Raw genomic sequence first — 15,056 nt, 5'->3', positions numbered from 1 at the left:
TCTATTAACATTCTATTTCTGGAATCGTAACTGTGGTGATTAATAGATTTTTCAAGGGTTTCTTTTCCTTTTCGCTCATGTTATTAATTGGAGCTTTGGGTTCAGGATTGTGGGAAGTTGCAGTAAAAGACTTGCTTTACTGGTTAGGTAGTATTTTTGTTCGTCTAGCTACTTCAATACATTCAGGGTATATTGATAGACTATATGAGCAAGTAGGTTCTGGCGCGGATTCCCTTTACTTTATTCCTTCACTTTTCATTTTGTTATTTATTATAGCCTCACCATTTATTGTCTTTTATATTCTCAGAAATAATTGGAGAAAACTTGAACTCGCAGAAAGAAAACTTACAAAACTATCGACAGCCAGTACTGATACCATTAAAGAAAAAGAACCCTTAACAACAGTAAATTCTAATGTTAATTCTATAAATGAAAATATTAATTCTTTCATTCAAAGTGCAACATTAAAAAAACGTAGATATGGTCAATTTATTGTCATCATGATGGTGGTTTATTTTTTCATCTCAGTTGTATACACAGATTTATTAATTGCTTCCTTGGTGAATTTAAAGGCTGTCAAAGGCATTGAACGCCGCTTAGAAATAATTAGACCTTATACTTCCGATAGGGATTATATGCTCTTGGTTAGCGAGTTTAGGCAAATAGATGACAGAGAGAAAACTCAGGTTTTAATATCAAAAATCAACTCGGTAGCTACTGAAAGCCATGTAATTTTGCCAAAGTTAGATCTTTACGGGATTAATTAATTTTAGAGGAAGTATAGTTTATAAAGCGTAAAATCCCCGTATACCTATAAGCGCACTTAGCCAACGCTGTGAAGCGTGGGCACGTTAACCCGCAGTGAGGCGCTTATAGTCTGCCGTGAGGCAACGTATGCAAAGGGAAAATCTATGTTTAAAAATACCAGCCTTTTGTGGCGATTGCTGTCGGTGTTGTCTATGCCGCTAATCGCGTCATGTCTGTTCTCCATTTGATTGGTTAAGGGGGAGAACATGCGTACAACTGCTAAACTCTCATCTTTTTAAACGTTGCCGCAGATTACACCGAGGTTTGCTAAGCCGAATTCGATTGCGGACGTGACCTTCGATGATATGGATATCATCGCAGAGCCGCCATGGATGGCTTTACGGCGTGTCACGGAAGCAATGGAATTCGGCGTGTCCGTGACGAGATCAGAAGTGCTTTGAAAAGCCTTATATTTTTAACCTAACCTTCTTTCATCCCAGCTCTACAAACAAAAACAGCCGCAAATATTTGCGGCTGTTTGTGATTAACATTCTGTATTTAAATTAGATTTAAAGCTTACGCTAAATCACTCGCTATTCATTGGCCATAGCTAATAGCGCGGGCAAGAACTCTTTATCCAATGCGGCAATTTCACCTTGCTCGATAAGCACTTGATTTAGGATCTCATGGCTAGTTAAAGGGTTGGCTAATACGACGCGAAACACCACTGTCGCTTGTCTAAAATAGCGGGCTGGCTGAATGCGGGTGCGGGAGACGAAGGATTTGCCCTGTTCGCGTTGGTGTTTTTGAATAAATTGGGTTAGACCATCGAGCAGCTCATTAAAGCGAGCGAGTTTCACCTTATCGCCTTGTTCAATCGCCACTTGCATGGCGGCTTGCACCTGCGCGGGCACATAACGATAGGTGAGCAGGCACAGCTCTGGCGCGGTGACTAGCTCAAAGTCAGGGTGTGCGTCGATTTGCTCGGCAAAATAACGGGCTTTTTCAAGGCTGTTATTGATCAGGATTTCGTAACCATCGCGGCCGATAATCTGCAAGCAGGCATGAACTAACATCGCCATGCCGGGGCGTGAGCCTTCGAGCGTTTGGCTGCCTAAATCCTTGGAGCCTCGACGCAGAATATATTCGGCGTGGTGGGCAATCGCATGGGCAAACTCAGGATTTTTAAACAGCACCATACCCGCGCCCATGGGGACATACATTTGCTTATGGGCATCGATGGTAACTGAGTCTGCGAGTTCAATACCATCGAGTAAGTGACGGTATTTATTGGATAATAAGCTTGCGCCGCCCCAAGCCGCATCCACATGGAAGTGACAGTTTAACTCACTTGCTAATGCCGCAAGCTCGCGCAGTGGGTCGATATTGCCCGTCTCGGTTGTGCCTGCCACCCCAACAATCGCCATGACTTTAATGCGTTTATTCGCCAGTTCGGCGGCGACTTCGCGCATTTTGGCAACATCGACTTTATTATTGCCATCGGTTGGGATGCTGACGATATTGTCGCGACCGATACCGAGCAGATCGACGGCCTTACCTAAAGAGTAGTGGCCGCGCTCGGAGACCAGAATCGCTAAATCATCGAAGCCATAGTGGCGCAGCGCCTTGATTAAGCCTTCGCGGGTCACGCCTTTAAAGTCGCCATCGGCCTTGAGTAATTGGTTGCGGGCAATCCACAGGGCGGTGATGTTAGCCACAGTGCCACCGGAGCAAAATGCGCCGAGGGAATGGTTGGCGCTGTGCATCCAATTACGATAAAAATCATCATTTTGGGCGTAAATCAAATGGTGCATCATGCCGAGCACTTGGCGCTCAAGCGGGGTAAACGCCTTGGAGGTTTCGATTTTAACCAAGTTTTGATTCAGCCCCACCATCATTTTCGACAGTGGTAACACGAAATAGGGCAGTGCCGAGGTCATATGGCCGATAAAACTGGGCGCCGCCGTATGTACCGAATGCGCCACCAGATTTTGCATGATTTCGTCAGTGTAGTCGGAGACAAAACGCGGCTGGCTTGGAATTTCAAAGGCTTGAAAATCGGTTTCGATTTCGGAGAGCGGCTTTTCCAGCGCGGCAATGCTGTCACCCAAAAAGCCGGCTAAGTCCTCGGAAAGCTTCTGCTCGATAATGCTTAAGGTGGATTCCGCATCTTCGGGCACAGTGAAAATTCGCATCAAACTGTCTTCGGATGCGATGGCTTGGCGAGGGAGTTTTTGGGTCATGGGGCTTGCCGTCTATTAATTCTTATAGTGAAACCGCAAAGGTGATTAAAAGTATAACCAAATACATGGCGCTTAAACCCATTTACGGATTACCAAAAAGGGAGCTCACTTTACTGCAAGGCCTTTTAGGCATCAAGCACTAAAACACCGCTTAAGTCAGTGCTTGGGTTACAGAATAAACAAAGGCGCTATGAATAGCGCCTTGGGTGTCTGTCGTTAGCTATCACAACACTAAGGTAAAGTTAGCGCTTGCCCAGCATCAAGACCGCGCCAATATTACGGGCGGTATTGGTCAGATTCGTTTTGGCGTTAGCCAGCACATCGTCCAGTGGACTTAAGTGTGGAATGATGGGGAAAATCGCCGCCATACCTTGCTCAAGCACGGCATTGGCATTGTCGCCAAGGCAACCCGCAATCCCGATAGTCGGAATATTTTGCAGCTGCGCTTGCTTTAAGACGCCCATCGGGGTTTTGCCAAATATGGTCTGGCCATCGATTCGGCCTTCGCCCGTGATGACAAGATCCGCGCCGCGAATTTTGTCTGCCAGTCCTACCGTTTGCATCACAATTTCGACACCGGGTTTAAGCTCTGCACCTAAAAAGGCCATTACGCCCAGCCCCATACCGCCCGCCGCGCCCGCGCCAGCTTGGTTGCGGTGATCGGTGACACCACTTTGGGCAATCACATCGGCATAGTGACTCAGTGCTGCGTCTAAGGTGCTGACCATCTCTGGCGTTGCGCCTTTTTGCGGGCCAAATATGGCCGAAGCGCCACGCTCGCCGCACAGCGGATTATCGACATCGCAGGCCACTTCAAAGGTACATTCTTTCAGTAGTGGATGAGCGTGGCTCATATCGATACTGTCAAGCTGAGACAGCGCCGCGCCGCCCGCGCTTAAGGTTTTACCTTGTTTATCCAGCAGTAAAATATCCAGCGCTTGGGCCATACCTGCGCCGCCATCATTGGTCGCACTGCCGCCTAAGCCTAAAATAATGTGCTTTATCCCGCGATTGAGCGCATCACAAATCAGCTCGCCCGTACCATAACTGGTGGTGAGCAGCGGGTTACGCTGATCCCTTGGTACATGGTGTAAACCCGAGGCGGAGGCCATTTCAATCACCGCAATCGTGCCTTTGGCTTGCTGGCCTAAAATGCCGTAATGGGCTTTGACTTTATGGCCGAGTGGCCCCATGACCTCTAAATTGACAATGCTGCCGCCAGTGGCATCGACCATAGATTGCACAGTGCCTTCGCCGCCATCGGCGACGGGGATTTTGACAATCTCACAGTCTGGGATCACTTGTGTTAAGCCTTGTTCGATCGCATTAGCCACATCGAGTGCGCTTAAGCTTTCTTTAAAGGAATCGGGGGCGATAACTATCTTCATTCAAAATCCTACAGCTTTTTGGGCGCACGGATGCGCCCAAGGATGAGAAAAGTGTGGCTTAGAGCAGCACTAAGCTTAGTACATACACGGTCAGCATTGCGGTGACGCCTTGGATAAGGGTCGCCATGGTTTGTGCTTTATAGGCTTGTTTAACGCTCATGCGGCTAAATTGAGTCACCACCCAGAAGAAGCTGTCGTTGGCGTGGGAGACTGTCATGGCGCCAGCACCAATGGCCATTACGGTTAACACACGGCCCATATCGCTACCAAGACCAATATCGCCCAGCATTGGCGCGACTAGAGCCGAGGTGGCCACTAGGGCAACGGTAGATGAACCTTGAGCCGATTTCAGCGCGGCGGCGACGATAAAGGGCATAAAGATACCCACCCCTAGCGCCGACAGTGAACTACCGAGGAAGTCACCGATAGGTGTGGCTTTTAACACGGCGCCGAAGGCACCACCGGCACCAGTGATCAAAATAATCGGTGCTGCGGCGACGAGGCCTTGGCTGATGCGTTCGCTAAACTCGGCAATCTTGTTATCGCTTTTCAGTAACAGCAGTGACAGGAACAGACCGATAAGCAGGGCGTTAACGGGTTGGCCAAGGAAGACTAACAGGCTGAATAGGCCTTCTTTGCCCAGTGGTGCAGACGGGAAGTTGGCGATAGAGCCTAAGCAAATTAATAGGATAGGCACAAAAATCGGTGCAAATGCCTTTAATGGGCTAGGGAGTGTGCCATAGCTTTGTTTTAAGGCTTCAAAATCAGCAGCTTGTGCTTTGAGTTCTTCCGCACCTTCGCCATCGGGTTCAACAATGGCAAAACGGTTCGCCCATAACATCCCCGCAAGCGCGGCAACGGCAGCAACAAATAAGCCGACACCAATCACTAGGCCTAAGTTGGACTCTAGCCCTAAGTTACCTGCCGCGGCGATAGGGCCTGGTGTGGGCGGTACAAAGGTGTGAGTGGCATACAGGCCTGTGGCTAACGCCACGCTCATGGAGACGCTCGAAACCTTCATGCGGTTGGCCATGGATTGTTTAAGCGAGTTTAAAATGACGAAGCCAGAGTCACAAAACACCGGAATCGACACTAAATAACCGATGATGGACATAGTGAGTGTTGGGAAGCGTTTGCCCAAGACTTTGATCACCACGTCCGCCATGGTAATGGCGGCGCCGCTCTTTTCGAGGATGATACCGATAATGGTACCTAACACGATCACCAGACCGATATAGCCGAGGATATTACCAAAGCCTGTGGTGATGGTTTTGGCAATATCGCCACTCGGTAAACCGTAGGCGAAGGCGGCGATAAAGGCGGCCAGAATTAAGGTTAAAAACGGATGGAGCTTAAATTTTGAGGTCGCGATAACAATAAATGCAATCACGCCGATGAGGATGAGCACTAAGTTCATATGTTTTCCCGTTCAGTCTTGGCTGAAGTTCTTAAGTGGTTTTGGCTGTTTTTGTAGGGCGCGGTCTTTATTTGATCCCAAGTCCAAATAAAGGCTGCTTTAAGGTCAGCCTATTATTGAACACTGTCAGTTGAATAGCTTTGGGTAAATCGACGGAATTACGGGCGGAACTGGCCCTTATTTTGTGCATGCGCACAAAATAAGGGCCGTGAATTCGAATGTAATGCTAAGAATATTGTTGAACCAACGTGAGCCGCGCTTATTGACGACGGATAAAGGACTCGACATATGCCGCGGTGCGGGCATTGAGGATGGGGTCGTCCGACGCTGCTATGCCTTTGGGCAGGAGCAGAGGATTAAAGATGCTTCTATCACATTGTTGCACTTGAGGATCGCTATCGCGCTTGCCATCAATCACCACTTGGCCGACGAGAATGCGCGAACGGTTTTCTGGCCAAAGCACTGTCGGGTTATTAATCTCATCGCCTTGTTCCGCAAACTGAATGTACAGATCCCACTTGGCAGGTTGAGACTGAATTCGCTTGAGCAACTCAGGCTTGAGAAAGTCATCACCAAGCTGTGCCAACGATTGCTGGGTGAGGGCTTGCGTGCCCGCGACGGGTTCAAAAATCCATTTACCCGCAATGCTGTTATTTTGCTTGTCGGTAAACAGAAAACTGTTCACCCCAAAGTACTGGCTATTGGCAAAACTCGGGCTCGGCGGCAATTGTTTTAAATAGTCGAAAAAGGCCTTGGCATCGGGCTTATTATCGATAAGCCATTGCTTACCTTCGGCGCCTTGCTTGCTCTTGGTTTGGAACAGATAAAAATCCTCTAGGTTACTGGCAAAAAACATCGGCACATTGGTGGTGACAAAGTTGAGGTTTTCCCGCTCGCCATCGATTTTTAATGACATGAAGCGCCCCGGGGTTTTATCGGACAGCTTAGGATTAGTGCCGCCGAGGGAGAAACGGGCGGTCACTTTAATGGGATTTTGATTAAAAAAGGGAATGTTGAGTGAATCGTGCAATTGGGGATTGGGGGCAAAGTAGCCCGAGGTACAAAACCCTTTTGTATGATTGCGCAGTTTAACTTTTTTACCCGCCTCGCGACTCGCCGCATCTGGCGTGCCGTTCACTGCATCCACTAATTCTGGAATGGTACGCTCCGCCGCGCTGGCAAGTGGGGCGACAAACACTGAGCCGACCATTAGGCACGCAGTGGCGAATGAGCTGAGTTTGGCATGATATGGCTGCATGGATTTCCTTCCTTAACAATTTAACCGTATGGGTGTCTTGTGCATTGATAGGAAAGGACGAGGCGAAATTATCTTTCACTTATTTTGTGAATATCTGGCCAGAGGACGGCAAAACTAAGCCAAGACTGCTGGATTATGCCTGAGCTTGTATGAGTGAAATATCTTGGCTAATTTCAATTCATTCATTGAGTTAACGCTTGCTGATGTTGAGTTTTACGCTAGTGGTGATATGGGGCACTACTCGAGTCGGTAATTTGAGGTATCTATCAACTGCCCAAGATAAAGGCTTAACAATCCGTGGAGGGAATGGATGTCACTCTTGGTGAGTTGCTGAATTTTATCTAACCGATACCTTAGGGTATTTCGGTGAATAAACAGCGCATTAGCGCATTGCTGCGCATCACCAAAGTGAGTGATATAGGCGGCTAGGGTTTTGCGTAACTGACCATTTTTATCGGCCTTGGCTAACTGTTGGTAGGGACTGGCCAGCGCCTGACCACGCCAATCATGCTTGAGCCCAGATAACAGCACTTGCAAGGAGTAGTCTTCAAACAGGTATTTAGTGCCCTCGGGGTTAAGCTGCTTGCCTAAGTTCAAGGTTTCCTGCGCGGTTTGGTAGGAGCGCGCAATACCGCCTTTTTCAGGGAAAAAATGCCCTAGGGCGATTTTAAAATTTAAATCCATTTGCGCCGGTAAGCGCTGCAGTAGTTTATCGATACGTTGGTTTTCAAGCTCGGGATCCCATTGTTTACCATCCAGAAAGGCCGGTTTTAAGATCACCAGTTGCGACATCGAGGTCATGGCTATCAAGTTGCCGCGATCGGGATTTTGCAGTAAATGCAGCACTTGCTTGAGGATTTCGCTGACTCTGGGATTACGCTCGTCTGCGTTTTGCTCGCTCTGGATTAATGAAGAAAACGCAGCGGATTTTTGCTGGGGTGGCGCGGATTGTTTTTCACTGACTTCAATTATGGCGGCCACTCGCGGCAAATTGATATCGATGTCGAGTTGCTTGGCCCAGCGATGCAATTGCTCATCGTCATCGGTTTGCGCCTTAATCAACTGCAAAATAAATTCTTCACGCTGACGATTTTCCCACTGCAGCTGATCCTGCTGATTGGCTTGCTCGACAATCATCTCGGCGGTCATTTTTAGCAGCTCACCGTAGTGGGTTAACTCGGCCGGATCGCCAGTAATACCAATCACCCCAATAATTTGCCCTTGATAATGCAAGGGCAAATTGATGCCGGGTTTGACGCCATGTAAGCCTGAGGCTACTTCTTCACTCAGTTCCACATTGCGGTTTTGGGCGATAGCGAGCAGCGCCCCCTCGTGGGTCGAGCCAATACGTTTGGGATCGCCGGAACCTAAGATCACGCCCTGACCATTCATCACATTGATATTGTGCCCAATGATTTTCATGGTGCGACTCACAATTTGTTTAGCGATGTGTTGATCCAAAACGTACATAACTCACCTTAATTTTCAAAGGATTGATACAAAGCTTCGCCTAAACGGCGACGCCATAAGGGTAAAGGCAAACGACAGAAAAGGGCAGGTGTTTTTTTATCTTCTATACTGAGAATTGAACCCAACTCTTGTTAACCTATTTTTAACAATTGAGTTGGGGAAAGGTTATGGCGGTATTTTGTTCCCTTAAGTGTCATTTGTCCCTTTGTGGACAGGGCGAAGGATATCACGATGAAAGTCTATCTCTTACCTTCTGTACTCAGTATGTGCGTTGCGGCAAGCCTTCAGGCGCAGGCCGCTGAGTTCAACGTTAATCACGGGCAATCCCTCTCGGCAGCGGCAGGGTTGAGCCAAAAACACAGCTTTAAAGAGGTCAAAACGGTAACGCTCAATAAAGGTCAAAGCAAAACGAAAGCGTTGCAGTATTTCGATGGTGTGCTGGTGTATGGCCATCATCTGGTTGTGAGCACGGATGATACAGAACAAAGCGCCATGGGGGATGTGGCACAAATTGCGGATGATTTTTCGGTAGCGGCAGGGATTTCTCAAGGGCAGGCGATTGCGGCGTTGAATCGGTTATATCCAGGTTCGGCGGCAACCGGTAAAAAGGATGTGCAACTGGTGATCTTGATGACCGAGGATACCCCGAGGTTAGTGTATCGGGTGTCTTACTTAAGCGATCAAACCGATGCGTTATCTCGACCAACGGGTTTTGTCGATGCGCAAACCGGCGAGGTGCTTGAGCACTGGAATGAGATCATGACCGCCAAGAATAACGTGGGTAAACCCGGTGGTGGAGGAGGCGGCTCAGGCGGCAGCAGTACTCCCTTGGATGCAACGGGTCCTGGTGGCAATGCCAAAATCGGTGGTTACTACTACGGCAGTGATTACGGTTTTCTTAAGGTGAGTGAGTCTAATGGTACATGCACTATGACCAACGCCAATGTGAAAACCGTGAACATGGCGAACTCGACCCGCCGAGGTTCTGTGTTCACCTTTACTTGTCCGGAGAACACTTATCAGACGGTCAATGGCGCTTATTCGCCATTAAATGATGCCCACTATTTCGGTGGCGTTATTTTTAATATGTATAAGGATTGGTACAACACTGCACCGTTAACCTTTCAGTTAGAAATGCGGGTGCATTATGGCCGTAACTATGAAAATGCCTTCTGGGACGGCTCGGCTATGTCCTTCGGTGATGGTGCGAGTTACTTCTATCCCCTCGTGAGTTTGGACGTTTCCGCCCATGAAGTGAGCCACGGCTTTACCGAGCAGAACTCGGGCTTAAATTACAGCGGCCAGTCCGGCGGTATCAATGAAGCGTTTTCGGATATTGCCGGTGAGGCGGCCGAGTTCTACATGCGTGGCAGTAACGACTGGAAAGTGGGCTACGACATAGTTAAAGGCAGTGGTGCATTGCGTTATATGGATAATCCACCTAAGGATGGCCGCTCAATCGACAATGCTGCCAATTACACTAGTTCCATGGATGTGCATTACTCCTCTGGGGTGTTTAACAAAGCTTTTTACACTCTGGCGACCAAGAGTGGTTGGAATACCCGCAAGGCGTTCGATGTGTTTGTGTTAGCGAACAGGCTGTATTGGACACCAACCTCGACCTTTAACCAAGCGGCCTGTGGTGTGCAGCAGGCGGCGAGTGCCAATGGTTCTGATTATCCTGTGGCGGATGTGGCTGCGGCATTTGCCGTGGTGGGCGTGAGTTGCCAATGATATTGAGAGCCGTGCAGCGTTTTGAGGGCAGTTAAGTTGCTCGACTAAACCTTTCTAAGCTCCAGTTTCTAAGATTTAGTTTCCGAGTTCCTGTCTATAAGCCCCTTAATGGGGCTTTTTATTGGGATTTGATTGGGGTTTATTTAGGAACAGAACTTGCCAGCAGGCCTGCGATACGCGCTTGAAGTGTGGGGAGCTGTTCGCGCTCAAACTCGGGATGCTGTTTTAGCCAAAGATTGTTGCGCGGGCTAGGGTGGGGCATGACCATCAGCCTAGGCCAATATAACGACCATTGCTCAATGGCTTGGGTCACTGTGATCTTCTTGTTCGTTTGTGGGGTAGATACCGCTATCGCTTGAGAGCTTAATGCTACGTCTGTCGTATCTATGGTAGGTGTGCGCGGTAGATGGTAATCAATGGCATATTGACCAAGGACCAGCACTAATTCTATCTGTGGCATCAAGGCCAATAACTTCGCATGCCAAGTTGCGGCGCACTCGGGGCGTGGCGGTTTATCACCTTGCTTTTTTCCATTGCGTTCAATGGTTCCCGGAAAACAAAATCCCATCGGTACTATGGCAAACAATGCGGGGTCATAAAATTGTTCCCGACTGACATTAAGCCAAGCGCGCAGCCGCTCGCCACTGGCATCGTCGAAGGGGATGCCCTTATGATGGGTTTTTACGCCGGGGGCTTGGCCGGCGATTAAGATCCGTGCTTGGCTACTGGCTTGCAAGATGGGCTTCGCTGGTAGGGGTAATTCGGCCTGACACAGTTGGCAAGCGCGGATTTGTTTAAGCAGTACATTGAGCTCGGCTGAGCCGTTTGGCTCGATAGCTGGGTGCGACATGTCTGTCATCATCAAGCCCCAAGTTTGCTCAATAGCTGGTAGAGCCAATAGCCAAAGAGCGCATAGGAGGCGACTAATACAAGGTAACTCAATAACTTGGCTCCCAAGGCTTTAGTGGGAGCTTTGGCATGAGAGGCTAATGCAATATGGCCCAAGATAATCGCAAACAGGGCGCAGGGTGGCAGCAGATAACTGATGCCTAAGATGAATAGGGCACCAAGACTCAGCAGCCAGTTCGCGTGTTGGTTGCTGGGCTGGTTAAGTTGGCGTAACTGCAGCGGTAATAAAATCAGCCCAACGCCGACAATGATCATGCCGAGATTGAGTGCAAAGTCACTCCAAGCACGGTGATCATAAAGGGTTAAGGCAAAGGCGAGCAATGGCACTATCAGTGCGGTCAGCACGTGGCGTTTGGCAAAGAGGGGATTACGATACTGACCCGCAAAAAAGAACAGCCCCTGCATCAATGCGTTGATAAGAGTAAATCCACCCAGTCCGACGATGATAAATAAACTCGCCGTGCCACCGCTGGAATCGAATGCCATGGCTGGGGTAGCGAGCAAACTTAAGCCTATCGAGGCGGGCAGAGGCGATAAACGCCACAAACGCCACAAGCAACAAGTGAAGGACGACATCTAAGATCCAATGATAGTTAACTCTCTGAATTAACATCCGCTAAAGTGCCAGTAAACTCAAGGAATACCTCACCTTCGGCGTAAGTTTTGCCTCAGAGTCTGATCTTATTCAAGATTTTGGTCGCTGGAATAGACTGGACCTGTATCTAAAGCGCGGTGAGTGTTCGTTGGCAATAAAAAAGCCCGCAGTGCGGGCTTTTGATTATCAATAAACGCAGATTAGAGCTTGTAACTCATGCTCAGCATCAGCATTTGTGCAGTGTAGTCATGGCTGTTGTTGCCAAAGCCTACGACGTTCCAAATGCCATCAACGGCGATATCGTTAGCGGCGTCATTGTCCTTATAGTTCTCAATTTTGTAATCGAAGCGTAGCGCGAGTTTCTCGGTCGCTTGATATTGAGCGTATAAGTTAATGTTATGGACTTTGGCAAAATAGTCGCCATAGTCGCCGGTGATACCTTGTCTGACTTGAGTGTTACTGTCGGAGTCTGAGTAAGTGTAATCCAGACCTAGGCGTAACTTGTTCTCCAGCAGATTGTTGTAACTGATGCCAGCGCCAACCACATCCACTTTGTCTTCAATAAAGCCAGTCCAAGTTGGGGTGCTGTAATTGCTGCTACCCGCTTGTTCTGATTCTATGGTTTGGTGGTTGTAGAAGGCCGTTGCCAGTAAGTCAGCGGTGATCATATAGCTGATATTGGCATCGTAACTGGTGTCTTTTGACTCAGTTAAGCCAATCACAGTATCGGTATAATCATCCAGCGCATAACGGGCACCGAAGTCTATGGTCAGGCTTTCGAGTGGCGTGTGAGTGATGCGTGCTTCGATTTGGGTTCTGTCACGGTCAGCCAGATTGTACTTACGTAACAGGCTGTTGGTTTCAGAAGACGTCCATTCAGACGCTTGGTATTGTGAGCCGTCACGGTTGCCGTAACTGCCTTTTACCCACATGTCCCACATGTCGAAGCTATTGACGCGCAAACGGGCCCAAACGGTGTTCTCATCCGTGCTATCACGGTCTTGATACTCACGTTCGTCACGCTTGAAGTCATAACCACCATCGAGCTTAATGCCGTGGGTAATACGATAATCCGCCGCCACTTTGAAGCGCTGTGTGCGGTTATCGTAAGGGGTGTTATAGGCCACCTTACCACTGACATTGTTGATGCTGATCTGAGTCCACTCTTCGATTGGGGTATTGTTGTCACGGTCGTAATAATCGTAACTACCCGTTAAGCGAAGGGAGTTGCTGACCTTGCTCACGACTTTGAGGTTCATGCCTAGTAGGTCGACTTTGGCGTCTACCGCATCCGTTGGCAGTTGATAACCGTAGCCAGAGGTCACCAGTGACTGATCTTGGCTCATTTGTCCGGTTAAAATACGGCCAGACAGTGAGTTACTGCCGTCGTTATACTGACCCATCAGCGACACTGTGTGTGACTGGTTATCGGGATCGAGTGCAATGGCACCAGTCGTTTGCGCACCAAAGGTGGGGTTGAAGGCACTGTCAAAGTTCAGCTGGTTGTATTCATTTTTGAAAATTGAACCATTGTAACTGAGCGCTGTGAACCAACGATCGCCTTTGAGTTTCACGCCCGCTTCTATGGTGTCAGTGGTGTAATCCACGGGTTCTGCCAACATCATAGATTGGTTAAAGAAGCTACCAGCGGTTTGTTTTAAACCGGTTTTTTCTTCACGCATGTAGTTCACATAGGTGCTCCACAGCGACTCACCCTGATATTCGAACCCAAGGCCCGCGCGTTCACGTTTCAGTGATAACTCGAGGCTGTTGAGGCTGTCCATCAACAGTGGCATTTGGCTGCTTGAACCTGCGGTGACCCAGTTATCGGGTAAGGTCAGGTTATTGCCGCCGATACCAGAATAGGGCGAGAGGGCACTATTGCTATCGTAGGTGGCAATTTGGCGGTAGTTCAGATTGATATTGTACTGGCCTTGTTTGCCCGCATTTACATCTAAACGTCCGCCGTCCATTCCCAGTTGATAGGCCTCAACACTGGCGCGGTAACCTTTTTCACCACGGTAGGCAAGGTCTGCATCTAACTTGCCCGCAACTTCGTTTTTAGAACCAAAGGCATTGGCAGAGCGAATGTCCTCTTCGCCATTGTAACCTACGCCGACACCGACAGTGCCAGATACACCCGTTTCAACCACGCAGCCTTTACAGCTCCATGCTGAGAGTTTCACTTTGTCGGTATTGGCATTGGCGAGGCCATAACCATCGGCAGCTACGGCTAAGCCTGTGTTGGCTAATAACGCTAGAGTGATCAAATTGAGTTTGAATTTCATCTTCTCGTCTCCTTAGCGCTGTAATAGCTTGCCAGATGGATGGTTAGAACCATGGACCTGACTATGGCAATTTAAGCAGCTTCTTCCACCCGTAAAGGCATTGTCACCGACATTTGAACCTAAACCAGTGTTACCTAAGTAGGCATTGCTGGCGTGGCCATCGCTGGCGTGACATTGCTGACACAGCTGCGGCGCACGGGTTTTCAGCATGGCATCGTTCACGCTGCCATGGGGATTATGACAAGTGACACAGTTTTCAGTGACGGGTGCATGCTCCCAGAGTTTTGGGCCGCGCTTCTCGGCGTGACAGGAATAACAAGTTTCGTTAATGCTTGGCTTGTTTAGGTCAGAATCTGTCATGCTCCCATGGGGATTGTGACAGTCGCTACAGGTCATTTGTGCCCATTTGAGTGGGTGACTTGAGCGTTTGTTCATATCCGCTTTTTGCTTAGTGTGGCAGCTTGTACAGACGTCCATCTCAGTGTTTTTAGATAACACTGGGTCTTTCGCGACGTGAACTTGGTGGCACGAGGCACAAGCAACATCGGCATTGTCATGGTGACCGCCATTCCAAGACATACGCTTATCGTCTTGGTGACAGCTCATACATACGCTGTTTTGCTTGTCGGCACTTAAGGTCGATTGCTTACCAAAAGTGATCATCGGCTCATTGCCGCCCTTGTTGTGTTGACCCATAGGTCCGTGGCAAGCCTCACATTGTAGGCCAGCCATTGGGCTCTTAGTGGAGTCAATGGCGCCGTGGACACCTTTGAAAAGGTCCATCACTTTTTCGGATTTCTTGTGGCACATCAAGCAAGAGTCTGCACCTTTAGGTGAGTAGTTGCCTTCGGCAAACTTCTTATCTAAGGTCGCTTCGACTTGCTCTGGCGTCATTTTTTCATCCCACTTGGAGGCGTGAGCACTCGGTGCGATGACAAATACCATGACCGCAGACATCATCAATGCCGGCAGTAGGTTTTTCATTTTGTGGCTGTTCTTCATAATAG

General features: G+C 48.8%; 11 protein-coding genes. 2 read left to right on the top strand and 9 right to left on the bottom strand.

The annotated features are described in order from the left end of the window. The first annotated feature begins 32 nt into the window (after positions 1-32). On the top strand, positions 33-767 hold the full coding sequence (locus N7386_RS14095) for a hypothetical protein (protein ID WP_279769199.1): 735 nt from the start codon (positions 33-35) through the stop codon (positions 765-767). Positions 768-1,340: 573 nt separating this feature from the next. Here N7386_RS14095 and panP read toward each other — a convergent pair. The 5 genes from panP to N7386_RS14070 all read right to left on the bottom strand — a co-directional run bounded on the left by panP (position 1,341) and on the right by N7386_RS14070 (position 8,523). Further along, complete coding sequence (panP, locus tag N7386_RS14090; protein ID WP_279769197.1) at positions 1,341-2,990, bottom strand: pyridoxal-dependent aspartate 1-decarboxylase PanP; 1,650 nt, start codon at positions 2,988-2,990, stop codon at positions 1,341-1,343. A 242-nt stretch (positions 2,991-3,232) separates the two neighbouring features. Then, positions 3,233-4,378, bottom strand: coding sequence for a glycerate kinase (locus N7386_RS14085; RefSeq protein ID WP_279769195.1), 1,146 nt, complete (start codon positions 4,376-4,378; stop codon positions 3,233-3,235). 58 nt (positions 4,379-4,436) lie between these two features. Continuing rightward, positions 4,437-5,795 (bottom strand): GntP family permease, encoded by a 1,359-nt coding sequence (locus tag N7386_RS14080; protein ID WP_279769193.1) that lies wholly within the window; start codon positions 5,793-5,795, stop codon positions 4,437-4,439. 259 nt (positions 5,796-6,054) lie between these two features. Further along, a complete protein-coding gene (locus tag N7386_RS14075; RefSeq protein WP_279769191.1) occupies positions 6,055-7,053 on the bottom strand; it encodes a catalase family peroxidase in 999 nt (332 codons plus the stop codon). Positions 7,054-7,290: 237 nt separating this feature from the next. After that, on the bottom strand, positions 7,291-8,523 hold the full coding sequence (locus tag N7386_RS14070) for a sugar diacid recognition domain-containing protein (protein WP_279769180.1): 1,233 nt from the start codon (positions 8,521-8,523) through the stop codon (positions 7,291-7,293). Between the two features lie 231 nt (positions 8,524-8,754). On the opposite strand from N7386_RS14070, the gene N7386_RS14065 reads away from it, so the two are divergent. Further along, on the top strand, positions 8,755-10,257 hold the full coding sequence (locus N7386_RS14065) for a M4 family metallopeptidase (RefSeq protein ID WP_279769178.1): 1,503 nt from the start codon (positions 8,755-8,757) through the stop codon (positions 10,255-10,257). 139 nt (positions 10,258-10,396) lie between these two features. On the opposite strand, the gene N7386_RS14060 is transcribed toward N7386_RS14065, so the two are convergent. The 4 genes from N7386_RS14060 to mtrA all read right to left on the bottom strand — a co-directional run bounded on the left by N7386_RS14060 (position 10,397) and on the right by mtrA (position 15,051). Beyond that, positions 10,397-11,119, bottom strand: coding sequence for a uracil-DNA glycosylase family protein (locus N7386_RS14060; protein WP_279769143.1), 723 nt, complete (start codon positions 11,117-11,119; stop codon positions 10,397-10,399). After that, positions 11,119-11,742: a hypothetical protein gene (locus N7386_RS14055; RefSeq protein WP_279769141.1), complete on the bottom strand. Its 624-nt coding sequence runs from the start codon at positions 11,740-11,742 to the stop codon at positions 11,119-11,121. The genes N7386_RS14060 and N7386_RS14055 overlap by 1 nt, the downstream gene beginning before the upstream one ends. Positions 11,743-11,961: 219 nt before the next feature. Next, on the bottom strand, positions 11,962-14,049 hold the full coding sequence (locus N7386_RS14050; protein ID WP_279769139.1) for an MtrB/PioB family decaheme-associated outer membrane protein: 2,088 nt from the start codon (positions 14,047-14,049) through the stop codon (positions 11,962-11,964). A gap of 12 nt (positions 14,050-14,061) precedes the next feature. Further along, positions 14,062-15,051: a decaheme c-type cytochrome MtrA gene (gene mtrA / locus N7386_RS14045; RefSeq protein WP_086902549.1), complete on the bottom strand. Its 990-nt coding sequence runs from the start codon at positions 15,049-15,051 to the stop codon at positions 14,062-14,064. Positions 15,052-15,056 lie beyond the last annotated feature (5 nt).

The organism is Shewanella sp. GD04112, assembly GCF_029835735.1.
GTDB lineage: Bacteria > Pseudomonadota > Gammaproteobacteria > Enterobacterales > Shewanellaceae > Shewanella.
The sequence above is the reverse complement of the archived record's forward strand: the minus strand, read 5'-3'. Positions and strand labels throughout refer to the sequence as shown.

Bases quoted from the DNA above. Each gene is read 5' to 3' on its own strand.
- panP (WP_279769197.1), bottom strand. From the start codon at position 2,990: ATGACCCAAAAACTCCCTCGCCAAGCCATCGCATCCGAAGACAGTTTG.
- N7386_RS14085 (WP_279769195.1), bottom strand. From the start codon at position 4,378: ATGAAGATAGTTATCGCCCCCGATTCCTTTAAAGAAAGCTTAAGCGCA.
- N7386_RS14080 (WP_279769193.1), bottom strand. From the start codon at position 5,795: ATGAACTTAGTGCTCATCCTCATCGGCGTGATTGCATTTATTGTTATC.
- N7386_RS14075 (WP_279769191.1), bottom strand. From the start codon at position 7,053: ATGCAGCCATATCATGCCAAACTCAGCTCATTCGCCACTGCGTGCCTA.
- N7386_RS14070 (WP_279769180.1), bottom strand. From the start codon at position 8,523: ATGTACGTTTTGGATCAACACATCGCTAAACAAATTGTGAGTCGCACC.
- N7386_RS14065 (WP_279769178.1), top strand. From the start codon at position 8,755: ATGAAAGTCTATCTCTTACCTTCTGTACTCAGTATGTGCGTTGCGGCA.
- N7386_RS14060 (WP_279769143.1), bottom strand. From the start codon at position 11,119: ATGATGACAGACATGTCGCACCCAGCTATCGAGCCAAACGGCTCAGCC.
- N7386_RS14055 (WP_279769141.1), bottom strand. From the start codon at position 11,742: ATGTCGTCCTTCACTTGTTGCTTGTGGCGTTTGTGGCGTTTATCGCCT.
- N7386_RS14050 (WP_279769139.1), bottom strand. From the start codon at position 14,049: ATGAAATTCAAACTCAATTTGATCACTCTAGCGTTATTAGCCAACACA.
- mtrA (WP_086902549.1), bottom strand. From the start codon at position 15,051: ATGAAGAACAGCCACAAAATGAAAAACCTACTGCCGGCATTGATGATG.